Origin of the sequence: Chryseobacterium viscerum, from assembly GCF_002899945.2 — a bacterium.
GTDB lineage: Bacteria > Bacteroidota > Bacteroidia > Flavobacteriales > Weeksellaceae > Chryseobacterium > Chryseobacterium viscerum.
Map to the genome: position 1 here is coordinate 25,902 of NZ_PPEG02000004.1, position 25,475 is coordinate 51,376.

Consider the following 25,475-nt stretch of genomic DNA (forward strand, 5'->3'; position numbering starts at 1 on the left):
AAAGCATTTTTTTTACAGAATCTAAATGGATTTAATATTAAAAACTAATACCACTATAGTAGAAATATCTTTCATATCTTAGCTTCATTCAATTAAAATAGTAATGTAAAATATAATTACAATGAAAAAAGTATTTTTATCTTTCGCATTTGTGCTCTTAAGTATTGTTGCATTGGCACAAGGTACATGGGAAGCAGACGCCATGCATTCTTCCATCAACTTTAATATTAAGCATATGGGAATTAGCTTTGTACAGGGGAGGTTCGATAAATTTGACGGAAGAGTGGTCAATAGCGGAGCTAATCTTGATAATGCAGATGTAAACTTTGCGGTAAGTGTTCGTAGCATAAATACCGGATTGGATATGAGAGACAGACATCTTGTAAGTGAAGAATTTTTCGATGCTGCCAAATTTCCTGCGATTGAATTTAAAAGTTCTTCTATCACAAAAGATAAGAACAATAACTATATCCTAAAAGGAAAGCTTACGATGAGAGGGGTAGAAAAAGAAATCAGTGTTCCTGTGACATTTGGTGGGATTACAAAAAATAAAGACGGAAAAGAAATAATGGGGATTCAGACAAAATTTACAGTGAACCGTCTGGATTATGGAATCAAATATGATCCGTCTGGAGCAGGTATTGCGAAGGATGTTGAAGTAACTGCTTATTTTGAACTGGTTAAGCAGTAATATTTAAAATATAACTCACAAAAAAGGTTTTCCATTTGATTGGAAAACCTTTTTATATGGAAATTGTTTAAACCTTACAAAAACACAAAAGCTTTCATTTTAAAACACTTTAGTCCACTTAAGTAAGTTTAAAATGAGACCGCAGAAAAGTTCACATAAGGTGAAAATCAAAGATTTTCATAAAACTTAGGTGTACTTATTATGTCTAACGCCTAGCTCTAAAAAAACTTAAGTGTTTAAACCTTTTGTGACTATTGTGGTTAAAAATAATCAATGCCAAAGTTTAGACCCATTTATGTATAAAGCTCATTGAAAATCGATGAAAAAATTAAAGATCTTTTTAATTTGAAACATTCACTTTTCCCGAAGAAACAGTAAAGATTCCAAAATCATCAATCAGCATATTTTCTTTCTGAATGGAATTAAAAGCCATAACTCTGTCCAGTTCTTTCTGTGAACGCCTTCTCATAATCCAATCCTTTTTCTGATGATTGTTCAGAACATAGGCGATCATTTTCAATTGTGGATGCCATGGCTGTCCTGTATAAACGATATAGGCATTCTTTTCTGAAATAGAATTCACTCCCTGAATCGCTTTACTGGCCATTTCGTTATCCCCAAAAAGCTCAAGAATTCCGGATACAATGGTGATATTAGGTTCGAAATTCAGTTTTTGATAGGTCTGTGGATCAAAGCAGTCAAAATTGGTAAAACGGATTTTCTGATAATTCTTCTCTTGGATAACTTTTTTCCCAATTTCAATATTGGATGTTACAAATTCATTGATAACGATTTCTGCATCCGGATATTTTTCTTTGATGTCAAACAAATAATTTCCGGTTCCTCCTGCAATATCAAGTATTTTAATCGGTCTTCCCTGCTGCTGCAGAGTGTGTATGTTTTGTTCCAGCAGCTGAAGCAAATGCTGTTTTCTGATGCGGATTCCCTTCCAGCCTATAGCATTGAGGTAATTTTTATCCATCATTTTTCCAAAACCGAACTTCCCTTTCGGCTGATTCTGGTAAACATAATCCAATGAAGCTCCGGAATCAAATCCATACTTCAAGCCGATGGCCATTCCATTGCTTATTTTTCCGATCTTTCCTAAAGACAATTTCTGCATTTTAAAATTCAGGGTATTACCCACATTATTTTGCAGGTCTTTATACTCTTTTACAGAAAAAGGATCAGGAGAAAGAGAGACTTGTTTTACATTTCTGTTGATGCATTTTTCAGCAAAATCCACAATTTTATCATACACTTTTTCCTTTCCGGTATCGAATAAAATGCCGTGGAAAAAGTTTGGAAGAACTTCATAATATTTCAAATCCGTATCCAGTTTTTCATGGAATATTTTCTGATCTTTATTGAAAACCACATGATCTTTTTCAGCAGCCAGAATTAAAGTTGGGGTATCTATAGCCTCGGCATCTTCCACCAGACGTTTTCCGGCTTTTGCAAGATCAATGAGAAGTTCTGCATCGATCGATCTTGAGATAAGAGGATCGGTGTCGTATGCTTTTTGCTGTTCAGGATCATGAGTCAGCATTTTGGATTTTACATAACTTTTAATGATCAAACCTTTCTTGAGTTTTGTTCCTAACGTAATCATTTCATTAGCCAGTGGAACAATAAGGTTGATTCTAAAAGCAGGAGCCAAAAGTGCCATTCCAGCAATAGATGGGGCAAAATCATGAGCCCATGCAGAGGCAACAACTCCACCAATACTGTTGGCAACAACGAAAATATCTGAGATTTTCACATTGTATTGTGAACAAATAAACTTAGCAAATGAATCAAGATCTCTTACATAGTCCATAAAAACAGATGAGGTCTGGGTTTTCGTATGACCGTGCCCGCGCAGATCGAATGCGAAGATATTGTATTTTGAAAACTGAGGAGATTGTGCAATATCATTCAGCCTTTCAGAATGCTCATGCCCACGATGGATGATGATGATACTTTTCTGATGAGGCTGGTAATTCCACTCACGATAAAAAATTTCACTGTTGTCAAAACTCTTAAAATGTCCGCTGTTCATAGATTAAATTTTTTTGAGAAAATCCTTCAGATAAGTATGAATTACAGCATGCTTATTGTGGGTTTTCATTATGGTTATTGCTTCTGCTAAAGGTAAAGATAAAGTATTTTTGATTACTAAAATTCCGATCACCGAACTTCTGGTAAATCCCATGGTACAGTGGATTAAGATTTTCCCACCTGGAGGAAGTTGTTTGTAATTTTCTGTGATTTTTGTAACCAATTTTTGAGTCTCGTGAATATCAAATGTCCCAATATCCAAAAAAGAAACAGAATGATAGTTTGCTGTATTTTTTATTACAGGAAGTTCTTCTATCTCGGCCGATACATCATATACAAACGTAGTTGAGGTAAGTTCAAAATTTTTGACAGCTTCATTGTCGGGTTTTGATGAAATATATAAATTGGGAAGAATTTCTACAGGAGTTCTGTTTTTCCGGAAACATTTCCAAAACATCTGGTATGTCAGTAAATAAGGGAAATAGAAAATCTTTTTCACCCACGGGATATTTCCTGCTTTATTTTTTAAAAAGAAGATATTGTTTTTCTGATATTGATATCCGATCAGCATATTCATCAGAGCCAGCCACAGTAAAACCAATCCTGTATGTCCAAAGAATTTATCTGTCAAAAGTGCCAGTAAAATGAATATCCATGCTGATAAAAAATACATATTGGCTACATGGAAATTTCTGTACAGAAAATTATTTTTTCTATAAGGAAAGAGGATAAAACTAAGATGGGCAAGAATACTTCCGGTAATAATATCAATACAGTGATGTTGATAAGTCGTCAAGGTAGAAATTCCCAACAAAATTAACCAAAGCATTAATAATGTTCTTCCTTTTTTAAAATTCCTGAAAACAGACCAGAAAATAAAAGCATAGGCAATATGTAATGAAGGAGCCTGGTTAAAAGGGGAATCAAATACTTTTAAAAACTGAAAAGAATACCCAAGAAAAGAATTGCTGACTTCAGGTTTGGGCGAGGAATATTGTAAGGGAAATAATAAGAAACAAATTCCGGCAATAATGGTTGCAAAGAGCATTCGCTGTGTTAAAACTCTAAGCTGTTCTTTATTCTGACAGCAGAAAAATACCACACAGAAAAAGAAACCGCTCGTCATATAAGGAATAATACTCCATGGGATGAACGGGATATATTTTTCAAATCCAAAAACAAAAGACGGAATTTCAGTTAATGTTGAAACATACCATGCTGCAAAATTGTACACCATCATAAATACGATGGCACACAAAGTCAGGGCGTATACTTTCTGTTGTACTGTCAGTCGTTTTTCATCCATCTGGCTTTTTTGAACATGATGATATTTAATAATGAAGAAGGCAGTAGAGATAAAGATTTCATCATCCACCTCATTTTTGAAGGAAAAATAATAAGTTTTTCCTGTTTTTCAATAGCTTCAGAAATCATAGATGCCGCAGTTTCCACATCTGTAAGGAATGGTTTTTTGCTTAAATCATCCTGATTAAGCTGTCTTAATTTTTCAGTATCTATATATCCGGGGGCAATCGTGGTAATGGAAATTCCAAAAGGCTTCAAGGCACGGCGGTAAGCATCAGCAATCTGTATCACAGATCGCTTTGTCTTCGTATAAAGACTAGAGTTTTCATACTCCAATATCCCTGAAACAGAAGCAATCACAGCAATACTTCCTTTTTTCTGGTTTCTCATTACTTTTCTTGCCATTTCGAAACAATTGACTGTTCCCAGAATATTCGTTTGGAGCATTTCCTCTGCTTCTTCGTATGAAATTCTTCCTGCAACATCTTCTGCATAGCTTCCTGCACAGTTGATGAAAATATCAAGCCTATTTTTATCCACAAGAAAAGACTGCAATGTGGATAACAGAGCATTCATATCACAGACATCTGCCTGGAAAGCTTTTAAATTTTTATGATGATTTTCCGGGATTTTGGACAGATCTCTTCCACAGACTCCTACACAATATCCTTTAGCAAGATAATGCTTGGCCAGAGCATAGCCAATTCCTGAAGTTCCGCCTGCGATAAAAACGTTCATGAGTGTTTGGTGGTTTTCAATTTTATGTAAAAATAGATTTTAAAAGTGAAAACAGGAATAATGTTTTTAATGAAGCTGTTTAAACTTTTATTTTTTGAAATAGTAAGATTGTATTAAGATGTTGAGAGTATTAGTATAAGCTTCGCTTTAAGCCTATAAGTTAGGATGATCTTAACTATACTTTATTTCTTAAATCTTCCTTAATGGTTCATATATTTATAAAGCTAAGATATTCAATAGGCACGGGATTTACCTCGTGATCACAATAGATGTAATGGTATTAGCTTTAGCCAAATCTTCAATTTGCCACCCCCCTGGAGGAAGGGAATTCCTACTCCTTCAATTGAAATATTTGTTATTACTTTTTTATACTTTTCATTGTCTGATCAAATCCATACTGCCACTGTATTTCCATGTCTTTCACAAATTGTTGATAACTTTTTGGGAATGAAAAATCAATCTCAAACTTTTTCCAGTTGATTCCTTTTTTTAGATAATGCCCTTCCAGTTCCTGTTTGATGTTGGTGGTATCAATTTGAAAACCAGATAAAAGTTTTTCTGTTTCAGCAAGTCTTTCATTTCCGCTAAAACCAAAGACGGAACGAACGAGTGCTTCTTCTACCGGATTGTAAGATTGTTTTTTTTCAGTGATGATTTCCTGAGCCAGATGTTGAGACAATTCAGCAGGAACAAGATCTATAGCGCCACCTGCAAAATATTTTCCCTGAAAGAATGCAGGTTCTACATAAAACATATCCGAAACAGAAGCCCGGGTACTTTCAAGCATAGAAAAATTGGTGATAACTTTGAATGATTCTTCAACAGCAATGTTTTTAAAACTTTCAGAATCGCTGATAATTTGTTCAGGATGAATTTTCTTTGCCGTTTCAGGATCAGTGAAAATTACTTTTTGATATAATTTTTTTCTGTTTCTGGGTTGATCTGTTTCTTTTGAACTGAAGAGAAGCTCTGAACCAATGATTATGGTAGGGATTTCTTTTGAAAACGTTACGTTTTTTAGGGTTGGAAAACAATCAGACAGATCCTGAGGCAGCTCAACAAGATATCGGTTGAAAACATCTTCAATAAAAGGGGCGTTTCTTTTGTCGAATAGCTTTTTTAATGAGAAAAGACCTATTCTTGAAAGCTTCTTTTGCTTTGTTAATATCGTGCCGGAAACAAACTCAAAATATTCCTCCGACTTCAGATATTCTTTTCGGGACAGATGATCAGGAAAAGCATTGATAACGGTCGCGGCAAATGATCCTCCACAGGAAGCAATAAGGACATCCGGTTTGAGATCCAGTTCTTCCAGAGCTGCAAAGATCCCAAGATAAATCATCAATCTTGTTCCGCCTCCTGAAAAGATAACTGCTCTTTTAAATTTTTCATCCATTGCTTTAATTTTTGATCAGAAGAGGAAGTGCCCAGAAGAATAATGGAGCATTGAAGATCAGACTGTCCACTCTGTCCAGCAGACCACCATGTCCGGGAAGAAGGTTTCCTGTATCTTTTACATAGGTTTTTCTTTTTAAATAAGACATGAAAATATCTCCGAAAAATCCTGAGACCCCCAAAATAAGTCCTAAAATACTGTTGGTTAAAATCCCGGTTTTAAGTAGAAAATATCCTAAAATATTACTTAAGATAATGGTGAGAAAAATTCCGCCGATAAGGCCTTCCCATGTTTTGTTGGGACTTATCTGAGGGGTTATTTTATGTTTTCCGAAAAATTTTCCCATCAAATATTGAAAAACGTCATTCAATTCTGTTACTACCACAATAAAAATAATGGCACTGATCCCATTGGTATTATTTCTTATCCATAATAAATGGGGGAAAGAAAAAAGACACACCAATAAGGCTATGGAAACTCCATATAACTGCTTTGTGGAAGATTTTAATAATAAGAAATAAAGAAGAATAAATATTCCTAAAAGGGAAGAGTATAAAAGATAATTTTCAATATTGAAATAAAACAATAAATAGAACTGAGAGATTCCTATGAATATTGATGAAATAACAGGATTCACGGGGACTTTAAACATTTTTGAAAATTCAAGGAATGATTGCAGCCCTATCCACGAGACAAAAAGTGCCATAGCAAGAGGATGTGAAATCCCCAACGCAAAAACAATAATGATATAGATCCATGTTTTTACCCTTAGGGGGACATCTGCGAATTTATTTTCTTCAGGCTTCATTCAAAGATTTCTTAAGTCGTGTATAAGTACTGATGATGAGTAAAGCAATGATAATTCCAAAAATATATGGGGAAATAGAAGTGATACTGATTCCGAAAAATATGAGTAAACCATATAGTCCCAAGATAAGTGCGCGGTCGCTTTTTCCCATAGGACCATCATAACGGCGTTCTTTTCCTACAATTTTTCCTATCAATCCGGCAAATTCATTAATGACACTCAGAACAATAAATATGACAACAGGATACAAGCTTTCCGGTTGAAATTTAAGAAGAGGGAAAAAAATAATCACATCCGAAACTATATCACCCACTTCATTTAAGACCTCTCCAAGCTTACTGGTCTGATTGAATTTTCTCGCCATCATTCCGTCCAGAGCATTTAAAGCCATTCTCAAAAGCAACCCGATTGGCAGGCTTAGAAAGAACCATTTCGAAAGATCTGCATTCCAGAATAATACTCCGATCACCATAGATAATAGGATAGAGCTGATCGTAATCTGATTGGCTGTGATGTTATTCTTATGTAAAAATAATAAAACAGGGGTGAGCAGCTGCTGGAATTTTGGTTTGAGTTTATATACGGAAATCATGATGGTTATTGCTTTGTGTCATTTGCTTATATCAAATATAGATAATTTTTTTTATCAGGTTTTATAATTGTTTGAGTGGTGTTTTTCTATTTTCAAAATGTAAATAATTGCTTTGTATTTCTTTTTCCCATAACTTTGCACAAACCTAATCTAATGAGTAAAAAGAATACAAAGTACATCTTTGTGACAGGAGGTGTAACTTCATCTTTGGGAAAAGGAATCGTGTCTGCTTCTCTGGGGCTATTGCTAAAATCACGCGGTTTTAACGTAACCATCCAAAAACTTGATCCTTATATCAATATTGACCCGGGAACTTTGAATCCTTATGAGCATGGAGAATGCTATGTGACCGAAGATGGTGCGGAGACGGATCTGGATTTAGGCCACTATGAGCGTTACCTTGATGCTCCTACATCCCAAAACAACAACGTTACTACAGGAAAAATCTACCAAACTGTAATTGAAAAAGAAAGAAAAGGAGATTTCCTTGGAAAAACAGTTCAGGTAATTCCTCATATTACTAACGAAATCAAACGTAGAATTAAAATCCTTTCAAAACAGAACTACGATATCATCATTACTGAGATCGGAGGAACTGTAGGGGATATCGAATCTTTACCATACATTGAAACTGTTCGTCAGCTGAAATGGGAACTGGGAGATAATAATTCTATGGTAATTCACTTAACATTATTGCCATATCTGGCTTCAAGTGGAGAATTAAAAACAAAACCATCTCAGCATTCCGTTCGTCAATTGATGGAGAGTGGAATTATGGCTGATGTTTTAGTTTGCAGAACAGAGCATAAAATTCCAAAAGATCAGAGAGCAAAACTGGCTCAGTTCTGTAATGTTGCTTTGGAGAATGTTATTGAATGTAAAGATTTGGAAACCATCTATGAAGTTCCAATGTATCTTCAGAAGCAGAATTTTGATGATGTAGTTTTAAAAGAGCTGGATCTGAAAAGTGATAAAACAGCTGATCTTAAAGACTGGAAGAACTTCTTGAAGAAATTCCAGAATCCTAAGAAAACAGTAGAAATCGCATTGGTTGGAAAATATATTTCCCTTCAGGATTCCTATATTTCAATTGCTGAAGCATTCAAACATGCAGGTGCTGACCTTGAAACTGAAGTAAAAGTAAGATGGGTATACAGTGGAGATATTACTGAGGAAAACATTAAAGAGACTCTGAAAGGAGTAAATGGTATCCTTGTAGCTCCAGGTTTCGGAGATAGAGGAATTGAAGGAAAAGTTCTTACCGCAAAATATGCAAGAGAGAATAAAATTCCAATGTTGGGAATCTGTTTAGGAATGCAGATCATGACAATTGAATTTGCAAGAAATGTTTTAGGACATACAAAAGCGAATTCAGTAGAATTTGATACAGCAACTCCAGATCCTGTAATTTCATTAATGGAAGAACAGAAAAATGTAGTAGATAAAGGAGGAACGATGCGTCTTGGAGCTTGGAAATGTGCTTTGAAAAACGGATCTAAGCTATATGAAACTTACGGAAGCAAAAATATTTCTGAAAGACACCGTCACCGTTATGAATTTAACAGTGATTACCTTCAGGAATTTGAAAAGAATGGTTTCCTTGCTACAGGTACCAACCCTGAAACAGGTTTGGTAGAAGCGTTGGAACTTCCTGATCACCCGTTCTATGTAGGGGTTCAGTATCACCCGGAATATAAGAGTACGGTAGCAACGCCGCATCCTTTATTCAGAGCTTTCATTAGGGCTTGCGAAAAGAAATAAGGTAAAGTTTTATTATAAACGTCTACTAATAAACTCAGGTTGATTTTTCTCAGCCTGAGTTTATTATATACTAATGTATTATAGTATAGAGTTTTGATAAAAAAACAGTATTTTTGTCAGCTGAAATTTACTACAGATTTATCAGTTTTCTTATAGTTCTGTGGTAGTTTAATAATAGGAAATTTTAATTATAACAAAAATAAAATGCAACAAAACAACGGAATCGATAAGAAGCAAATGATTAGTTTCGCGGTTTTATGCCTTGTTCTCTTCGGTTTTATGTTCTATTTCCAGAACAAACAAACGAAAGAAGCTGAGTTAAAAGCTCAGGAGCAGAAAACGGAACAGGTAAAAAATGCCGTAAAACAAACTCAGGCAAACAATATCAATCCAAATGTAACTCCTAACGCAATCCAGACGGCAAGCCTTGGAAATAATGAGTTGAAACTTGAATTTTCAAGCTTAGGAGGACAGGTTTCCAAAGTGGAGCTTTTAAAGTATAAAGCTTACAACCACAAAACAGACAATGCAGATCAGCCACTTTATCTGATCAATAAAAATAACTCAAACTACGGTTTTCAGTTTAAAGATAAAACAGGAAAGGTTGTCAATACTAAAGATTTAGTTTTCTCACCTACTGTTAATGGAAATGCAGTAACCTTAACTGCAGATTACAATGGTGCTGTAATTCAGTTTATTTACACACTACTTCCTAAATACACTCTTGATTTTAAAGTGAGAACTCAGGGGCTTTCAAAAATTACTTCAGATAACAAAGCAGATTTCATCTGGGATTATAATGTAAGAAACTTAGAGAAGGGTAGAGCTCAGGAGCAGTCTCACTCAGAATTCTCTTATGCTTTCAATAATTATAAAGACTATGATTATGATGGAAGAACGACAATGGAGGAGGAAAAGGAAACCCTTAACTGGATTGGTGTAAAGCAGCAGTTTTTTACTTCAGTGATTGAAGCTAAAAACGGATTTACTCACAGTAAAGGAAATCAGGAGAATGTTGAAGAAGGAGAATATTTGAAGAAATTAAACTATGAAGGTTTTGTTCAAATGACCGGAAGTGAGCTGAACCAGGATTTCACTTGGTACTTCATGCCGTTGGATTTACCATTGCTTAAATCTTATGATAAAAACTTTGATGAAATTCTTCCATTAGGATGGTCATTTATCGGAGCGATGAACCGTTACTTCTTCATGTGGTTATATGGTATTATTGCTGCCTGGGGATTATCTGCAGGTTGGGTAATTTTTGTAATGACAATCATTGTGAAGCTGATCCTGTCACCAATTATGTATAAGCAGCATAAATTGAGTGCAATGATGAAAGTAATCCGTCCGGAAATTGATGAAGCGAATGCTAAGTTCAAGGATGCAGATCCAATGAAAAAGCAACAGGCTACCATGGAGATCTACAGAAAAGCTGGAGTGAATCAGATGGCGGGATGTTTACCTGCGTTGGTTCAGATTCCAATCTTCTATGCGTTGTTCCGTTTCTTCCCGAACTTTATTGATCTTAGAGGACAAGGGTTCTGGTTTGCAAAGGATTTGACAGCATATGATGATTTGATCAAGCTTCCATTTAAAGTTCCTTTCCTTGGAGATCACTTGAGTATTTTTGCATTAGCTTGTACAGTTGTTATTTTGATCTATACAGTAATGACTTCAGGAAATATGCAGCAGCCTCAACAGGAGGGAATGCCGAATATGAAAGTATTAATGTATATCTTCCCGATTACATTCCTATTCTTCCTGAATACATCAGCTTCAGGTCTTTCATGGTATTATTTTGTATCGAATGCGATTAACATCTTAATTATCCTTGTTATTAAATATGTGATTCTGGATGAGAAGAAAATTCATGCTCAGATTCAATCTAATAAGGAAAAACCAAAAGCAGAAGGTAAGTTCCAGAAGAGAATGAGAGAAATGATGGAAAAAGCTCAGGAGCAACAACAGGTTCAGGGGCAGCAAAAAAATAAAAAGAAATAATTTCCTTTATTATAACGTAAAAAAAGAGAAGCAATTATTCAATTGCTTCTCTTTTTTTATGCTTACTATTTAGAATAATTTTAAATTTATAATCAGTGTGTGAGAATTTAATAAATGAAAATCATTTGTTTTCAATCATATTTCAGTCTGAAGGATTGTCTGTGATGTAGGGTTGGACCATGCTTGATAAGGGCTTCCTGATGTTTTTTGGTTGCATAGCCAAAATTGGTGTCCCATCCATATTCAGGATGTTCTTCATGAAGCTGGATCATTAATCTATCTCTGTAATTTTTGGCAAGAATTGATGCTGCAGCAATGGATAAAACCTTAGAATCTCCTTTAATAATACATTGATGTGGAATATAATTATAAGGATGGAATTTGTTCCCATCCACTAAAATAAGTTCCGGGGTTATCGTGAGATTATCCAAGGCACGATGCATGGCATGAATGCTTGCATTGAGAATATTATGCTCATCAATAAACGAAGGGGGAAGCTCTGCGATAGCATAGTTTTTCACATTGTCCTTGATATAACTATCCAGTTCCATGCGGGTTTTGAACGTTAATTTTTTAGAATCATTAACCAGATTTTGCTTGAAATCATCGTCTAAAATTACCGCTGCCGCCACTACTGGCCCGCTTAAACATCCTCTTCCAACTTCATCACATCCCGCTTCGATGTAAAGGTTTGACCAGTTTTTTATTAGCTCCATATTTTATTTAGAAAAAGAAATGTAAAATTATAAAAAACTAATGTATTAATTATATAAAGAATTTTTTTTCATCGTTTAAAACGGGATTATGAATTTACTCTTTTATGACAATTTTTATTGATGATATTCTTATTGTTGGTGAGATTTGTGCTTTTTTCCCTGTTTTGTGAAGAAAAAAGAATTAAAGTTTGTAGTACGTGTTTTACAGTTTTGTGGTGGTTTCTTTTTTTTTTATTGCTTAAATGTATGTATGATGGGTGTTTTGTTGTCTTTTTTTCTCTAGTATTATTGAAAAGGTGTTAAATGAATAATGTTGATATATTGTAAAATTATTGATTGTTTTTATTTTAAATATTTGTTAAAATATTTATTTTTAACAAATATTAGTATTTTATTAGGTGTTTTTATTGGTAATAGTTTAAAATTTTATATTTTTTTAAGAAATTGTTTTGTGTTTTTAAGAAAGTTTTACAAATTTGTAGCCTGTAAAAAATAATTGAAATAACATGAAGAAATTAACAACTAGTGTACTTATAGTAGCACTCTCTTCATCTTTTTTTATTGCAAATGCCCAAGAAAAAGGGGGAGATACAATAAAAACTAAGACTATTGAAGAAGTTGTAGTTACTGGTGCCTTAGGTATTAAGAAAAAGGTTGATGCCATTACCAATGCACAACAAGTAGTAGGTACTAAGGAATTAAACCAGGCCTCTGCTCCGAATGCAGTTCAGGCTCTAACAGGTAAAGTATCTGGGTTGCAGATTACGCAAACGGATAACAGTGTAGGAGCATCAAGTAGGATTGTAATCAGAGGAAATAAATCAATTTCAGGGGGGAATGAAGCTCTAGTTGTAATTGATAATGTAATTTCTTCTGCTTCTGTTTTAGCTCAGTTACCACCAGAGGTGATTGAAAACGTAAACGTAATTAAAGGACTTCAAGGAGCTGCTCTTTATGGACAGCAAGGGGTAAATGGGGTTATTATTGTAACAACTAAAAAAGGAGCAAAGGGGGAAAAGATGCAGTTTACGCTGACATCTTCAATCCAAATGAGCCAAGCTTTCAAATTTCCTATCATACAAAAGCAATATGGTAAGGGGTATCCTCATGAGCCAGCTTTTAGTGCTGGGGATCCAAATTATAATGGAACAACTTACGTGCCTTTTGAAAATATGTCCTGGGGTCCTGCTTACAATGATCCAAATATTGGAGGACAAATGGTTCCATCAGGGTTACCACAGGCAGATGGTAGTTTTATCTATGAAAAATATGCTCCTGTAGACAACCACTTCTCGAAGTTTTTCAAAAATGGTGTGATTTTACAAAATGGAGTTACTATTAATTCTGGAGGAGCAGATTCTTATGCAATGTTGTCCATTAACAGATTAGAAAATGACTTTGTTGTTGAAGGTGACCAATTAAGACAGAATAGTTTCTTATTGAAAGCAGGGAAAAAGCTGGATAAATTAAGAATAGATGGAACTGTTAACTACATCAGTAAGGTTACTAACCAATCTAGCGCAGATTTATATAGCGATATCCTTCAAATGCCTTCAATGAATGATATTAGAAAATACAGAAATTCTGGCGTTGCAGGAGGGTTGTCTGCTTTTACAAAGAACCCTTATTATCAATTAGAACATACAAGACAAAATACTGTTAATGATTATTTATCAGGAATCTTATCATTGCAGTATGATTTTAATAAAAATATTAATTTAACATATACTGGAAACTTATATTTAAATAATTCCAGATCTGATAATCATGATGATGGTTTCAAAGCGAGCCAAGTGTACAATGGAAGTGGACTTGTGTTAGATGGTGGAACATTGCAGGATTATACAGGGAGCTCTAACTTTGATTCGTACTATATCAACCGTACTGTTAGTACAAGAAGTTATTATGGTGACTTAATGTTAAACTTTAATTATGACCTTACGGATAATATTAATTTGAAGTTAAACATTGGTAACAATATTCAGGATAGCTATAGAACTGCCAGATCAATGGGAGGGACAAACTTAGTTGTTCCGGGATGGTATGACATCAGAAACGTTACAAACCTTATTCAGCCAGGAAACTCGGCAGGTGCAACTGTGTTGGATAACATTCTTTTTGAGAATACAACAACAAGACAGAGAACTGTTGCTGGATTTGCCAATTTAGATTTATCTTACAAAGATTACTTATTCTTGAACTCTACTTTCAGAATTGAAGAAAGTTCTGTATTGTCTACCTATTATAATGGACAAGTTCATAATAAGTCATATCCGTATTACTCTGTAGGTCTTTCATTTGTTCCTACAAAAGCTTTTGAAGCTTTGAAGGGTAATAATATTATCAATTACATCAAAATTGCGCCAGGATATACTAGGGTAGGTAATACATCTGGTGTACTGCCTTATGATACTTCCAATGTAGGTATTGCTCCTGCAGGATATCCTTTCCCAAATCTACCAGGATATGGAATAGATGCTACGCAAACTAATAGAACAATTAGACCTGAGTTTATTTCTACATATGACTTGAATGTTCAGTTAGGTTTCTTAAATGATCGTATTACACTAGAGGGGTCAATTTATCAGTCAGATACTAAAGATTTGATTACTAATGCAAACGTTTCAAATGCTTCAGGAATCAGTAACCTGAAAGATAATTTTGGTAAAACCAGAATGAGAGGATTTGAAATTGACCTAGGGATTACTCCATTTAAATCTCAAAACTTTACTTGGAATGTAAGAGCTTCTTTTGCTAAATCAAGATCTACTGTGCTTGATTTACCAAACGGATTGGATGAAGTTGCTCTTGCGGTACCATTTACAACTGTTGGAATTGGAGTATTTGCAGTTAAAGGTTCTGATCTTCAGGTTATCAAAGCAACAACTTTCCAGAGAGATGATCAAGGAAGAGTTATTGTAGGAGCTGATGGAGTTCCATTGCAAAATACTACATTAAGCAGTATGGGTAGAGTAACTCCGGATTATACGCTTGGATTTAATACTTCACTTAAATTTAAAGGCTTTACGCTTTCTGCTACGATGGACTATCGTAAGGGAGGTAAATTTGCTTCATTTAGTAAGAGTCTCTTGACGTTTACTGGAGCTAGCGAAGAAACTGCTGGTTTTGATAGAAGTAAAGGATATGTGATTCCTAACTCAGTTCAGATGGTGGGCGGACAATATGTTCAGAACAATACGCCTGTTGGAGGAACTGCAGACTATGATGGTGTAGCTGGATATTTCAGTTCGCAATCTTTACAAAGATTGGGTGAGCCGATGGTATTAGATGCTACTGCGTTCAAAGTAAGAGAAATTGCTTTATCTTATGATGTTCCGAAATCAGTATTATCATCAACTTTTGTAACGGGTATTACTGTAGGTTTATTTGCTAGAAATCCATTCTTTGTATATTCAAAAGAAAACAGAAACTATGCAGATCCTGAAACTTCTTATACAAGTGGAAATGGAGCAGGTATTGCACTTGCTGAGCAATATCCATCTCAAAGATCTTTTGGAATTAACCTAAAAGCGACATTCTAAAATATTAAAAAAATTATGAAAAATATAAAAATAACGACAGCGGTTTTATCCATAACCATGTTATTTGCTTCAGTATCATGTGATAAATACCTTGATATCAACGAAGATCCTAACAATATTTCAATTGATAAAGTTACTCCAAATGAATTGCTTCCAGTTGGAATAACATTAACTTATGCAAAGCAATCCCAGACGTTAAATAGATTTGCGAGTGTCGTAATGAACTCAACGGCTGGAAACTCATTGGTATATGGAGCTCCATTTATTGATGATTATAAACCCAATGTTTCCAATACATTTTATAATGATGTTTGGGATAATCTTTTCAAAGGGGTAGCTAATTTTGATAAAATCATTACTTATAATGATCCGGGTAATCAGTATGTTCAGCATAAAGCTATGGCTAAAATCATGAAAGCTAATTATGTTCAGATTTTAACTGATTTATATGGTGACATGCCTTATTCTCAAGCTTTTAAAGGACAAGATAATTTGACTCCTAAATATGATAAAGGTGAAGATATTTATAAGGCTTCTATTACAGATATAGATGACGCTATTAAATCATTAGAATCAGGTTCAGGAAATAGCCCAAGTAGTGATATTGTTTTTAGAGGAGACACGGATAAATGGATCGCTTTTGGTAATACATTAAAATTAAGATTTCTGTTAAGAATGTCTAACGTAACAGGTGACATGGCTGCTTATAGAGATCAAAAATTAGCAGCACTTAGTGGAGCTGATTTTATTGACGAAGATGTTTTAGAAAACCCAGGATACTCTGCTGCTAACGATGCACAACAAAATCCATTTACCAATTTCTTTGTATATCTGAGCTCAGGAACAAGAGCTGCAAACTATTCTATCAATGTAGCTTCTGAACATGCAGCTATTATTTTAAATGGTAACGCTGGTGGAGATGCTCGCCCGGTTTATCAGAAGTTTAATGGAATTGTAGATGGTAGAAGCGCAAGAATGTTTGGTCTTGTAGGAGGTAAAGTTTCAGGTATCAGACAAGGTAATTTACCAGGCCAGCCAGGGGTACCAGCAGCTATTTCAAGATTTAGTTATGGTATTACAATTGGTCAAGGTTCTCCTAAATTATTGCCAAGTGGTGATGTAGATGTTGCAGATTATGTTGCTAAAGCATCAGCTAAACCTGGTTGTATTATGACTAGAGCCGAATCTAAATTCTTACAAGCAGAGGCTGCTTTGAGATATCCAGGTTTATTCTCTGACGGAGCAGGTAATTTTACTGCTGCTGTTACTGCTTCTTACAGCTTCTTTGGAGCTACTGGAGCTCCGGCTTATCTTACTGCAATACAGAGTGTTGCTGGTCTAGGATGGACAGGAACTAATGCTAACAAATTAGAAGCAATTATGACTCAAAAATGGATTGCTTTAACGGGTGTTAATCCAGAGCAGTCATTCTTTGATTATACAAGAACTGGCTTCCCTGTGACGCCATTAGCTACAATAGCATCTAACCCAAAACCGAACAGATTGATTTATCCTCTTTCTGAATATATTGGTAATGCGAGTAATGTACCTGCTATTAGTAATGCAGATGTATTTAGCAAAAATCAGTATACCCCTTTCTGGGCTAGAAACTAATTTTTATAATTACAATTTTAATATATTTTACCGCCTTCGGGCGGTTTTTTTCGTTTAAAGGGGGAATTCTTTTCACAATATAAAAATATGTCTAGCATAGTACATTGGGCGTTTACAACTATTTTCTCTCTTTTTTTAGTTTTCAAGTCATTGATATTCAATTTGTTTTAATGGGAATGTGTTGCGATTTATGATAGATAATATCAATTTAAATGATTGTTATTATTTCTTAAAAAAAAATAAGATTTAAATGGATTGTTTTTGTTAAATATTTTGTTTTTAACTTATTTTAATAGTTGTTTCGTTGTTTTTGTTTTAAAATATTGAAATAAATGTATTTTTTTTAGATTTTGCTTTGTGATATTAAGAAAGTTTTACAAATTTGTAAAGTCACAAAAATTAATTTGATATGAAGAAACTAACAGCAAGTCTTCTTGTTTTAGTAATGTCATCCTCTATTGCTGTTGCGAACGCCCAGCAGAAGAATGATACTATTAAAACAAAAGAAATTGAGGGTGTAGTCGTTACTGCACTCGGGATTAAAAGAGAGAAAAAATCTCTTGGTTATGCTTCCGAAGAAGTAAAGGCTGCAGAATTAACCGGTGGAACTACCAATACCGGTAACGTAGCATCTCTTCTTTCAGGTAAGGTGGCCGGACTACAGGTAAATACAAACAACAACTTTGGCGGATCTGCGAACCTTTTGATCAGAGGATATAAATCCTTATCAGGAGGATCTCCACTTATTGTAATTGATGGTTCACCAGTTAATAATAATACCGTAACCGGATCTACATTCGATTATGGTAACTTTCTTTCAGATGTCAATCAGGAAGATATTGAATCTGTAAACGTACTAAAAGGTGCTGCTGCATCTGCTTTGTATGGTGAAAGAGGAAGTGACGGTGTAATCTTGATTGTAACCAAAAGCGGAAGAGGAAATAACGATGGAAGCTGGGGAGTTACTTTAAACTCAGGAATTACAGCCGGATTTATTGATAAATCTACTTTCCCTACCTACCAGAAAAAATATGGAGCAGGATATGGCGGACAAGCATGGAACGAAGATCCGGGACCTGGAGGTTACAATTATGCCAACTTTGTAGATGATGCCTCTTATGGACCTGCATTTAATCCTAACCAATTGGTTTACCAATGGGATTCATTTGATCCTTCTTCTCCAAACTATGGAAAAGCTACACCTTGGGTTGCTGCGAAAAACGGCCCAATTAAATTTTTTGAAACACCAGTCACTTATATTAATACAATTACCATTGAAAAAGGAAATAAAACTTCAAATCTTTCCTTATCATATTCCAATATGCTTTCCAATGGTTTGATGCCTAATTCAGAGCTGAGAAAAAATACAATTTCAGCGAAGTTTAATCATGATTTTACAGATAAACTACATGCCTCTGTTTTCACAACTTTAACGTTACAAGATACAAAAGGTCGTAACGAAACAGGATATTCTGATAACGTTGTGACTGGTTTCAGACAGTGGTGGCAGACCAATGTAGATGTATTGGCATTAAGAGATGCTTATACTAACAACGGAAACAGTAACTTTTCCTGGAACAGATCTACGGCGGCTGATGGAACTCCTCAGTATTGGAATAACCCTTATTTCCAGAGATATCAGAATTATCAGTCTGACAACAGAACCAGAATATTCAGCTATGCCCAGTTGAAATATGATGTTTCTAAGAATTTCGGAATTACAGGGAAATTATCTTATGATGATTTGCAAATGGTTGTAGAAGAGAGATTGATGAATGGATCTCTTCCTCAGGCGTTTGGTGCTTCACAGCTTAATGTAAGTTCAGGATATGCAAGAACCAATGTGAAAAACACTGAGATCAACTTTGATTTATTTGCCAACTATAAATTTGATATTACTTCAGACCTAAGTGTTAGTGGGATTGCAGGGGGGAACGTTAGAAGAAATCTTGTTGACAATATTTTTATGAGCACAGAAGGAGGTTTGTCTAAGCCAGGTCTGTTTGCAATATCCAACTCAATAAGAACAATCCTTCCGCCTGATGAAAATTATGCAAAATGGGTTACTTCGAGTTTATATGCTACAGCATCTTTTGGATATAAAAACTTCTTATTTGTAGATGGTACTTATCGTGTAGACCAATCTTCCAACTTGCCAAAAGGAAATAACAGCTATGGATATCCTTCCGTTACCGGTGCTATTATTCTATCAGAATTTGTAAAACAACCTTGGTTAAGCTTCTGGAAATTGAGAGCAAACTACGCTGAAGTAGGTTCTTCTACCAATAATTTCAGATTAGTAAATACCTTCAAAGCAAGAGGAGAAGGATTATTCGATCAGCCTTACTTCCTTGCGAATCCAAACTTAAAACCTCAGAGATCTAAGGAAACTGAATTCGGTATGGAGGCTCAGTTTTTCAAAAATAGATTAGGTTTTGATGTTGCAATCTATAAAACAAGAACATTTGACCAGATCATCAACTTGCCGGTTTCTTCTGCAACAGGATATAGAACATTCCTTGTAAACGCAGGACAGATTGACAATAAAGGTGTTGAAGTACAGTTAAACGGTACTCCCTTTAAAACAGATAATTTTACATGGGATGTTAACGTGAACTGGTCTAAAAACGAAAATAAAGTTATTGCATTAAATGGTGATTCTCAAAATTATTTGATGGCAAGTTACCAGGGAGGAGTATCCCTTAACGCACGTGTGGGAGAATCTTTTGGTGCTTTAGTAGGATCAGATTATGTATACAATTCTAATGGAGATAGAGTAATAGACCCTGCAACAGGTCGTTATTTAAGAAATAACAATCAGGTTATTGGTAATATTACTCCAGATTGGGTAGGGGGTATCAGAAACAGCTTCCGTTATAAAGATTTTACAGTAAGTTTCCTTATTGATGTGAAAAAAGGTGGCGACGTATTCTCTACCGATATGTATTACGGATTGGCAACTGGTCTTTACGCAGAAACTGCTGACTACAGAGAAGGAGGATTTGTGCATCCGGGAGTTAATCCAAATGGAAACGTAAATACGACACCTGCTATCAATCCTGGATCTTTTGGTAACGTTGACGGATATAGAAGAATGCCGAATAAAAGATTTGTTTATGACGCATCTTACGTAAAATTGAGAGAAGCAAGTATAGGATATAGTCTTCCTAAATCAATTCTTGCTAATACTTCTATTCGTGAAGCAAAAATTTCAATTGTAGGGAGAAACCTTTGGATTATTCATAAAAACTTACCGTATGCAGATCCGGAAGCGGGTACAGGGAATGGTTTAGCATCTAAAGGTAATTCTATTGGAGTATTACCTACTACTCGTGATATTGGAATAGATTTAACTTTAAAATTCTAGAAAATGAAAAAATTATTTTTAATTATAGGTTTAGCTTCATTAGCGTTAACATTTACATCGTGTGAAAGAGACATCACTTCACTGAATGAAGATACTAAACACCCAACTGAAGTTCCATCAGGAGTACTTTTTGCCAGTGCTGAACATGCACTTCTTGATCAGTTACTGTCTGCCAATGTAAACCGTAACATTACCAGGTTTTTTACGCAGCAGTGGTCAGAAACGACTTATACTGATGAGACTAATTACGATATGGTGACAAGACCAATTCCAAGGAATCACTATAATCGTATGATGGCATCTGCCTCAGCAACTATTAACTCTCCGGGAGTATTATCTGCACTAAGAGATGCAAGAAGATTTCTTGAGAGTGAAGGCGTAGATGCTGTTACCAAAAACAATAATATTGCTATGATTGAATTGGTAAATGTGTATGCATGGGCTAATTTAGTGGACACTTATGGAGATATTCCTTATTTTGGAGCATTAAAAGCAACAGCTGAAAATCCAGGAAGTGCAGAAATTCCTTATGATGATGCAAAAACAGTATATCTGGATCTTATTAAAAGAATTGATGCTGCGCTTGCCATGATTAATACTTCTGGTAATGGATATACCAATGACTTGATCTATAAAGGAGATATGAGCAAATGGAAAAAAATGGGTAATTCATTGAAGTTCAGAATGGCAGTCACTTTAGCAGATTCTGATCCGGCTTTAGCTAAAACGTATGCAGAAGCAGCTTACACTGCTGGATTATTTACAGGAAAAATAGATAATTTTGGATTGCAGACTTTCCCATCAGGATTATTGTCAAACCCTGTTTATCAGGATGTAATTCAATCTGGTAGAAATGACTTTATTCCTTCTGATATTCTTGTTGATTTTATGAATACCACTTCAGATCCAAGAAGAGCAACATGGTTTACACAGGTTGCTGGTGCTTATGTTGGTGGAGTATATGGAGATCAGAATATTTTCAAGGACTACTCTCACTTTACAAACACTATTTCAGGAGAAAATGCACAAGGTTTCTTATTGGATTATTCTGAAATTGAATTCTTAAGAACTGAAGCTGCCGCGAGAGGCTTTAGTGTTGGAGGTACTCCTGCTACTTTATATAAAGATGCTATTACAGCTTCAATGGCTGAATATGGTATTGATAATCTTACTGCAAATGCATTTATCGCAGCTAATCCGTATAATGCGGCCAACTGGAAAAAATCTGTTGGAGAGCAAGCATGGATAGCAATGTTCAATAAAGGATTCCAGGCATGGAATTTTGCAAGAAGATTAGACTTCCCTGTGTTTGCAAACCCAGGAGGTTCTGTAGTAGAATCAGTACCGGTAAGAATGAAATATTCTGATCAGGAATATCTTCTAAATGCTAAAAATGTGAATGCTGCAGCTTCAAAAATTGGAGGTGACAAAGTATCAACAAAAATATTTTGGGATAAATTTTAAATTAAATAATACTTCTTCAAGCCTATTCCTAGGCTTGAAGAATACAAAAACTTTTATATGAGATTTTTTATTGGAATTCTTCTTTTAATGGGTATTGTATCATGTTCTAGTGATGATGACCGTACAGTTGTAAATGAAAATGTAAGTATTAATGGAACCTGGAAACCATATAAGTATGAATTCAGAGGTAAAGATATCGTGCTGACTGATTGCGAAAAGAAAGGAATCATATTTATAAATCCGGATTTCTCAGGATCTTATGAAAGATATGATGTATCTTCTTCTTCAGGGAATTGTAATTTGTTCGATTCTTTTGGAGGAAAATGGACCTTTGATAAAATGTATCAGACATTAACTCTTACTTATACAGAAGCAGGGGTTTCCAAAACATTGAAAAAGGAAATAGATTCCTATTCCAATACTGAACTCAAAATTAATGACAACAGCAAAAACTTGGACAATACGCCTGGAAATGACGAGGCAGTCTTAGTTTTCAGAAAAGAATAAATATTCTTATTTACCTATAAAACCGCCTTCGGGCGGTTTTTTTATTTCCGTATATTTGTACTTTAAAATTTTGAGAAGAAAAGACTATTTCACATAGTCTTTAAAAAAGTAATAGATACACATGAATATTAAAGATATAATAGAGAAGAAGCTTTCGGAGGTGATTTTAAATGTCTTTCAATTGAAAGACATCAATTTGGAAGTTCAGGAAAATAAAACGGATTTTGAAGGTGACTTTACCATTGTTACATTCCCATTGGTAAAACAACTTAAGAAAAATCCTGAAAATATTGGTATTGAATTGGGAGGAGCTTTGACAGAATATTCTGATCTGTTTGAAAGCTTCAATGTAGTAAAAGGTTTCCTTAATGTAAAAGTGAAAAACCAATTGTTTGTAGATAATTTTAGATCTGTAAGCAAGAACTTTTCTACGATAGAGAAGAAGAATTCTATGGTAATGGTAGAATATTCTTCACCGAATACCAATAAGCCACTACACTTAGGACACATCAGAAATAACTTATTAGGATTCTCTGTAGCTCAGATTTTAAAAGAGGCCGGATATGATGTAATCAAAAGTCAGATCATCAACGACAGAGGAATTCATATCTGCAAATCAATGCTGGCTTGGGAGAAGTTTGGACATGGAGAAACTCCTGAAACGACCAATACAAAAGGAGACAAATTTGTAGGAAACTATTACGTAGAATTTGACAAAAACTACAAAAAAGAAATTGCAGATTTAGTAGGCCAGGGGGTAGGAGAAGAGCAGGCTAAAAAAGAAGCTCCGTTGATGAAAGAAGCTCAGAAAATGCTTTTGGATTGGGAAAATGGAGATGAGAAAGTAAGAGCGCTTTGGGCTGAGATGAATTCATGGGTTTACACAGGATTCAATGAGACCTATAAAAGATTAGGGGTAGACTTTGATCAGGTTCAATATGAAAGCAATACCTATATTTTAGGAAAAGATCTTATTCAGGCAGGTCTGGATAATGGAGTGCTCTATCAGAAAGAAGACGGTTCTGTTTGGTGTGACCTTACAGATGAAGGACTTGATCAGAAGCTGTTGTTACGTTCAGATGGTACATCCGTATATATGACTCAGGATCTTGGAACAGCGGTTGAACGTTTTAAACAAAATAATATTCAGAAGCTCATCTATACGGTAGGAAACGAGCAGGATTACCACTTCCAGGTTTTATTTAAAATCCTGAAAAAATTAGGATACGAGTGGGCAGATCAGTTGTATCACCTTTCTTACGGAATGGTAGAACTGCCTGAAGGGAAAATGAAATCCCGTGAAGGAACTGTTGTAGATGCTGATGACCTGATGCAGGAAATGTATGAAACAGCAAAATCTAAGGCACAGGAATTAGGAAAACTTGAGAGCCTTTCTGAAGAAGATAAGGAAACCTCTTATGAAACGGTAGGATTAGGAGCATTGAAGTATTTTATGCTTAAAGTAGATCCTAAGAAAAAAATGCTTTTCAACCCGGCAGAAAGTATCGATTTTAACGGAAATACAGGTCCGTTTATTCAATATACATATGCGCGTATTCAGTCATTGCTGTCTAAAGCAGGTACTTTGAACGCGGAAACTGCTGATATTGAATTGAATCAATCTGAAAAAGAATTGATTATGCAGTTGACCAACTTTAAAACTGTAGTAGCCAAGTCAGCGGAAACTTTAAGCCCGGCTTTAGTAGCGAACTATGTCTATGATCTTGTAAAAGCATACAACTCTTTCTATCAGAATAACCCAATTCTGAATCAGGAAGATGAAAATGTAAAACAATTCCGTTTGAATATTTCAGATCTAACAGCGAAAACGATCAGAAAATCGTTAGAAATGCTGGGAATCGGAACAGTGAACAGAATGTAAAAATAGAAAGCCTCCTGAATTTTCAGGAGGCTTTTTTTGTATATAAATTAATAATCTCGTATCAGAATAACCAGAATCTCAAAACCTCGAACCTCGCAACCCAAATTTACGTCTTATCCTGATCCTCACTGTGCATTTGTTTCAGACTGTCTGCATACAATTTTGCAGGTGTCCATCGTGCATGTTTGGAAAGAACAACTTTATATCCTTTTTTGTACGTATAAACTTTGGTAAATTCTGCGCCAAAGAAAATCAGCATACAGGAATAGTTGATCCACATCATAATCAGAATAACCGTTCCGGCAGCACCAAAGGCTGAAGTGGGCTTTATCTGATTAAAATAAAGGCTTAATAAAAACTTTCCGAGCGTAAATAAAACTGTTGTCAGAAATGCCCCTTTCCATACCGGTTTCCAGCTGATCAGAACATCGGGTAGTACTTTAAACATCAAAGCAAATAAGAACATGACAATTCCAAAACCTACCGCAAAATTCACAAATTCTACCAGCATATAGGTTTCAAAACCAAAATACTGAGTAATTATTTTATTAAACAGACTAATCAGAGAAGATAAAATCATAGTGGTCATCAGAAGAAATCCCAAAATAAGAATCATTCCCAATGAATTGGCTCTGTCCAGTAAAAATTTGATGAGTGCCTTTTTGGGAGCTGCCTCTACATCCCAAAGCGTATTCAATGAATGCTGAAGTTGAAAAAATAAGGTGGTAGAACCGAAAACCAATGATCCGACTCCCACAGCTTTCATGAAAATATTCTTTTTGTCAATAAGGGCACCTGCCAGCATACTTTCAATACTTTTGGCTACATCGGGTCCCATAATGCCGCTGATCTGCGTGCTGATTTGTCCCCGGATCGCTTCTTCCCCAAAGAAATTTCCAAGTACCCAGATAATAATGATCAATAATCCGGGGATAGAAAAGATGGCATAATAAGCAAGACTTGCTGAATCTTTTGATGCAGAAGAATTGTTCCATTCAGTAAATGTATCTTTCAGAACCTCCCAGAAAAATTTAGCAGTATTGATCAT

17 protein-coding genes are annotated in these 25,475 nt (G+C 35.1%); 9 read left to right on the plus strand and 8 right to left on the minus strand.

Features of this window, described 5'->3' with window-relative positions:
* Positions 1-121 precede the first annotated feature (121 nt).
* Complete coding sequence (locus C1634_RS09550) at positions 122-691, plus strand: YceI family protein (RefSeq protein ID WP_109738323.1); 570 nt, start codon at positions 122-124, stop codon at positions 689-691.
* A gap of 340 nt (positions 692-1,031) precedes the next feature.
* Here the strand turns inward: C1634_RS09550 and C1634_RS09555 are convergent, their stop codons facing one another.
* The 6 genes from C1634_RS09555 to C1634_RS09580 form a co-directional block, all read right to left on the minus strand.
* On the minus strand, positions 1,032-2,732 hold the full coding sequence (locus C1634_RS09555) for a bifunctional alpha/beta hydrolase/class I SAM-dependent methyltransferase (RefSeq protein ID WP_103233870.1): 1,701 nt from the start codon (positions 2,730-2,732) through the stop codon (positions 1,032-1,034).
* 3 nt (positions 2,733-2,735) lie between these two features.
* Positions 2,736-4,037 carry a phosphatase PAP2 family protein gene (locus tag C1634_RS09560; protein ID WP_109738324.1) on the minus strand — a complete coding sequence of 434 codons (1,302 nt, stop codon included), beginning with the start codon at positions 4,035-4,037 and terminating at the stop codon, positions 2,736-2,738.
* Positions 4,019-4,774, minus strand: coding sequence for an SDR family NAD(P)-dependent oxidoreductase (locus tag C1634_RS09565; protein WP_103233872.1), 756 nt, complete (start codon positions 4,772-4,774; stop codon positions 4,019-4,021). The genes C1634_RS09560 and C1634_RS09565 overlap by 19 nt, the downstream gene beginning before the upstream one ends.
* 358 nt (positions 4,775-5,132) lie before the next feature.
* The gene (locus C1634_RS09570) at positions 5,133-6,170 is read right to left on the minus strand and encodes a patatin-like phospholipase family protein (protein WP_103233873.1); all 1,038 of its coding nucleotides are present in this window, start codon (positions 6,168-6,170) and stop codon (positions 5,133-5,135) included.
* A gap of 4 nt (positions 6,171-6,174) precedes the next feature.
* The gene (locus tag C1634_RS09575) at positions 6,175-6,978 is read right to left on the minus strand and encodes a phosphatidate cytidylyltransferase (protein WP_103233874.1); all 804 of its coding nucleotides are present in this window, start codon (positions 6,976-6,978) and stop codon (positions 6,175-6,177) included.
* Positions 6,968-7,570 carry a CDP-alcohol phosphatidyltransferase family protein gene (locus C1634_RS09580; protein WP_103233875.1) on the minus strand — a complete coding sequence of 201 codons (603 nt, stop codon included), beginning with the start codon at positions 7,568-7,570 and terminating at the stop codon, positions 6,968-6,970. The genes C1634_RS09575 and C1634_RS09580 overlap by 11 nt, the downstream gene beginning before the upstream one ends.
* 153 nt (positions 7,571-7,723) lie before the next feature.
* On the opposite strand from C1634_RS09580, the gene C1634_RS09585 reads away from it, so the two are divergent.
* Both C1634_RS09585 and yidC read left to right on the plus strand, forming a co-directional pair.
* Positions 7,724-9,331, plus strand: a complete 1,608-nt coding sequence (locus C1634_RS09585; protein ID WP_103233876.1) for a CTP synthase — start codon at positions 7,724-7,726, stop codon at positions 9,329-9,331.
* Between the two features lie 204 nt (positions 9,332-9,535).
* Entirely contained in the window at positions 9,536-11,335 is a 1,800-nt protein-coding gene (yidC, locus tag C1634_RS09590; protein WP_109738325.1) for a membrane protein insertase YidC, read from the plus strand.
* 131 nt (positions 11,336-11,466) lie between these two features.
* Here yidC and C1634_RS09595 read toward each other — a convergent pair whose 3' ends face one another.
* The gene (locus C1634_RS09595; RefSeq protein ID WP_109738326.1) at positions 11,467-12,051 is read right to left on the minus strand and encodes a ribonuclease HII; all 585 of its coding nucleotides are present in this window, start codon (positions 12,049-12,051) and stop codon (positions 11,467-11,469) included.
* A 506-nt stretch (positions 12,052-12,557) separates the two neighbouring features.
* Between C1634_RS09595 and C1634_RS09600 the strand changes: the two genes are divergently transcribed.
* The 6 genes from C1634_RS09600 (at position 12,558) to argS (ending at position 24,427) form a co-directional block, all read left to right on the plus strand.
* Positions 12,558-15,593 (plus strand): SusC/RagA family TonB-linked outer membrane protein, encoded by a 3,036-nt coding sequence (locus C1634_RS09600; RefSeq protein WP_103233020.1) that lies wholly within the window; start codon positions 12,558-12,560, stop codon positions 15,591-15,593.
* Between the two features lie 15 nt (positions 15,594-15,608).
* Positions 15,609-17,207: a SusD/RagB family nutrient-binding outer membrane lipoprotein gene (locus tag C1634_RS09605; RefSeq protein ID WP_103233019.1), complete on the plus strand. Its 1,599-nt coding sequence runs from the start codon at positions 15,609-15,611 to the stop codon at positions 17,205-17,207.
* Between the two features lie 409 nt (positions 17,208-17,616).
* Positions 17,617-20,574, plus strand: a complete 2,958-nt coding sequence (locus C1634_RS09610) for a SusC/RagA family TonB-linked outer membrane protein (protein WP_103233018.1) — start codon at positions 17,617-17,619, stop codon at positions 20,572-20,574.
* A 3-nt stretch (positions 20,575-20,577) separates the two neighbouring features.
* Positions 20,578-22,038 carry a SusD/RagB family nutrient-binding outer membrane lipoprotein gene (locus tag C1634_RS09615; protein WP_109738327.1) on the plus strand — a complete coding sequence of 487 codons (1,461 nt, stop codon included), beginning with the start codon at positions 20,578-20,580 and terminating at the stop codon, positions 22,036-22,038.
* A gap of 57 nt (positions 22,039-22,095) precedes the next feature.
* A complete protein-coding gene (locus tag C1634_RS09620) occupies positions 22,096-22,545 on the plus strand; it encodes a lipocalin-like domain-containing protein (protein WP_103233731.1) in 450 nt (149 codons plus the stop codon).
* Between the two features lie 121 nt (positions 22,546-22,666).
* Positions 22,667-24,427: an arginine--tRNA ligase gene (gene argS, locus C1634_RS09625; RefSeq protein WP_109738328.1), complete on the plus strand. Its 1,761-nt coding sequence runs from the start codon at positions 22,667-22,669 to the stop codon at positions 24,425-24,427.
* A gap of 106 nt (positions 24,428-24,533) precedes the next feature.
* Here argS and C1634_RS09630 read toward each other — a convergent pair whose 3' ends face one another.
* A complete protein-coding gene (locus tag C1634_RS09630; RefSeq protein WP_103233730.1) occupies positions 24,534-25,475 on the minus strand; it encodes a YihY/virulence factor BrkB family protein in 942 nt (313 codons plus the stop codon).